The organism is Psychromonas arctica DSM 14288 (genome assembly GCF_000482725.1).
GTDB lineage: Bacteria > Pseudomonadota > Gammaproteobacteria > Enterobacterales > Psychromonadaceae > Psychromonas > Psychromonas arctica.
This window is the reverse complement of record NZ_KI519479.1, coordinates 194,601-197,928: the sequence shown is the minus strand read 5'-3', so window position 1 is coordinate 197,928 and position 3,328 is coordinate 194,601. Positions and strand designations below refer to the sequence as shown.

Sequence of the window (3,328 nt, the reverse complement as noted above, 5' to 3'; positions counted from 1 at the left end):
TAGGTTCAAATCCTGCTCTCGCAACCAACTTCTAATCTCTTTAGAAGATCCCTTAAAAGAAAAAATCATATTTTTAAATAAAAGTGATATTTTTTTTGAGTCGTCTAGTACCTCGACGGGCTCAACTCTCTGTAAACAATGGCGAAGGTCGTAGGTTCAAATCTTGCTCTCGCAACCAGTGTTTTTCAAGACAGTTGGCACTCATTAGCTAATTTTTATGCTGCTTCTTTCTTAGGAGTATCTGGATTTAATGTGACAGCTCCAATTGCATTACAGTCTTGAACCTCACCAGACCAACGCAGTGGTTTTTTAGCCCTAGCATCTAGTAATACGATTTTTCTTTTATTCAGTATGTCACTATCCAAACCATCATGGCGTTCACTAGGCGTAACGAACTTAATTTTGCTGTGCTTGTGCTCCGTGTTATACCAGGTCACAAAACCTTGCACCCAATCTCGTACCTCACTCAAGTCGCTAAACCCATGAGATGGCCAATCAGGTCGATATTTTAGCGTCCTAAATGTAGATTCAGAATACGGGTTATCGTTACTCACTCTTGGTCTGTTATATGATGGTGTAACACCGAGCTCTTCCATTTTTACTTTCATCGTCACCGCTTTCATTGGTGCACCATTATCAGAATGTAAAACGAGTGGATTACGGCCTGTTTTCTCTCGCCAACAGGTTCGTTCAAGTAACTCACCAGCCTTGATGCCACACTCGTTTTCATGCACCTCATAGCCGACTATTTTTCGACTATAAATATCTTCTATCATGTACAAATAATAATATTGTCCCCGCACTTTTGAGTGACAATAAGTGATATCCCATGACCACACTTCATTCGCTTTATTAGCGGTATATGTGGTTGGTTTACTGACTTTTTTACGGACTTTACTACGCCCTCGACGAACGAGTTGACCAACTTGTTTCAGAATCCGATAAAACGTTGATACTGAAGCGATATATACCCCCGAATCCAATAATGAAGGCACTATCTGAGAAGGGGGTAAGCTTGCGTATTCTTTACTGTTACAAATCGCTAAAATAGATGCCCGTTCAGCATCGGTTAACTTGTTTTTCGGCTCAGGTCTATCAGCATCAAGGCGCCTATCTCCAACCGTCAGTGCATCTTCTTTTATCCAGCGACGATAGGTTCTCAGGCTTATTCCTGCTTCAGAGCAAGCAATTGCTTTTCTAGCCCCTGCTGTAAAAGCCTTATTAATCAGCGTAATTAACTTTTGTCGTTCAAGCAGTGCCGTTAGCTCTCCTCGTCCTCTTGGCCGTAGAAAGCGTTCAACTTTTTTCTTAGCACCAATATGGCAGCAGTTTCAGCAAGTGCTTTCTCCTTGCGTCGTAGCTCTTTTTTTAATTTCTTGATCTCAGCTTTATCAGCTTGGGCTTCTTTAATACTGGCTTTTTTGCTTACTTTTTTTATTTGCATGCCTTGTACAAACTCACTTTTCCAAACCTTTATTTGTTCTGGATAAAAGCCATTTTCACGGCAATACTTTGCCAATTCAGATTCAGTTAAAGGACTGGTTTCAATAATAATCGCAAGTTTCTTTTCCGCCGTTAAAGACGTTGAGTTAGACATAGTTACACCGTTGTTTTGAGCTACTTTTAGCCAAGCATATAAAGTACTACAGTGTATGCCTTCTTCATTAGCAACTTCAACTACCGACCTTGATTGTGGTGGTAATACTTTACTTAAAACAGCTTCTTTTCTTTCTGGTGAATATCCAGTCATTCCAATCTAATTACCGCTCCCTGTCTTTATTATTAAGTGAAAACTAAGGGGTGACAACTAGTCTGACACCTAACTCTTATACACAAATTAATTAGGTTTAAATTGAACTTTATTTATATTAGTCGATCAGATCAGTTATTACGAAAATACCGAACGAGTTGAATTACTATGCTGATAAAAGATACTGAGGAATGGGCTAATCATTTGTTTAAAGATGCTGAGTTAGGTGATGAACGACGCACTAAACGTCTGGTAAAAATAAGTCATCAAATGGCGAGCAACACAGGAAGTTCTATTGTGAAAGCATCTGGCTCACAGGCCTCTATTGAAGGTGCATACCGCTTTCTTCGTAATGATAAAATTGATGCTGATAACATCGCTACCGCTGGTTTGAATTCACTATTACCTGAACTAACACTGTCAAATACAATTCTTGCATTAGAAGATACATCAACATTGTGTTACCGACACAATGTGACTAAAGAACTGGGGCATACTGGCGCATATAAACAAAGCTCTTCTAAAGGAATGTTGGCACACACTGTCCTGATGGTCAATGCAGAAACAGAGCGTACTATTGGCTTGGGTGCGCAACATCGTTGGTGTAGAAAAGAGGAAAATTTTGGTACTGCTAACGACAGAAAACGCCGTAAGTACGAAACAAAAGAAAGTTATAAATGGCAACGCTCGTCGGAAGAAATGAGTACCCGATATGCAGATGTCATGGACAATATCATAAGCGTTTGTGATCGTGAATCTGATATGTTTGAGTATATTGATTATAAAACAATAAAAAATCAACGTTTTGTAGTGAGAGCCAAGCATGAGCGAACCGTCAATGCAGACGGTGATAAACTAAGCCCCTACATTGAAAATCAATCTAGCGAGGCTTCATATTCGGTTAAGATACAGCAGAAAGGAGGCCGAAAAGCACGCATTGCAAAAGTAGCAGTGCGTTATGCTTGCATTACTATTTATCCTCCTAAAAAACACAAGAAACTTGGAGGCATGAATTTAACAGTCATAAGTTGCAATGAAATTGATCCACCAAGTGGAACAAGTCCATTATCGTGGAAATTATATACAAGCGAACCAATAAATAGTGCTTCTGATGCACTAAAGATAGTTAGATTTTATGAATTAAGGTGGCGAGTTGAAGAGTTCCATAAAGCGTGGAAGTCAGCGGGCACCCAAGTTGAGTCATTTCGCATGCAAACGCGAAATAATCTAGAAAAAATCATTGTCATAACAGCATTTATTGCGGTGAGACTTCTCCAGTTACGTGAACTTATTGGTGATAAAGACAACGCAAAATCAATCAGTTGCGATCAATTTTTCAACCCTCTTGAATGGAAGCTGTTGTGGTTAAAGAGCGAGACTAAAAAAGTACCTAACACAACGCCTTCATTACATTGGGCTTATTATGCACTTGCCAAATTAGGCGGGTGGCACAACAGTAAGCGAACTGGGGTTGTTGGTTGGGAAGCTTTGTGGAAAGGATGGTTTTCACTGAGCCAGTTGCTAGAAGGCGCTCGGTTTATGCAAGCGCAACAACAGGAGATGTGATCAAGAGACAGA

2 protein-coding genes are annotated in these 3,328 nt (G+C 39.9%); one reads left to right on the top strand and one right to left on the bottom strand.

Translation table 11 applies throughout. The features are described from left to right. Positions 1 to 215: 215 nt before the first annotated feature. Positions 216 to 1,750 (bottom strand): IS3 family transposase gene (locus tag H592_RS0115860; RefSeq protein WP_425414393.1). Its coding sequence is split into 2 segments (ribosomal slippage): positions 216 to 1,294 and positions 1,294 to 1,750, totalling 1,536 coding nucleotides; the frame shifts between segments, so codons are not numbered across the junction. 168 nt (positions 1,751 to 1,918) lie between these two features. Between H592_RS0115860 and H592_RS0115850 the strand changes: the two genes are divergently transcribed. Beyond that, positions 1,919 to 3,316: an IS4 family transposase gene (locus H592_RS0115850; protein ID WP_028869631.1), complete on the top strand. Its 1,398-nt coding sequence runs from the start codon at positions 1,919 to 1,921 to the stop codon at positions 3,314 to 3,316. Positions 3,317 to 3,328 lie beyond the last annotated feature (12 nt).

Bases quoted from the DNA above. Each gene is read 5' to 3' on its own strand.
- H592_RS0115850 (WP_028869631.1), top strand. From the start codon at position 1,919: ATGCTGATAAAAGATACTGAGGAATGGGCTAATCATTTGTTTAAAGAT.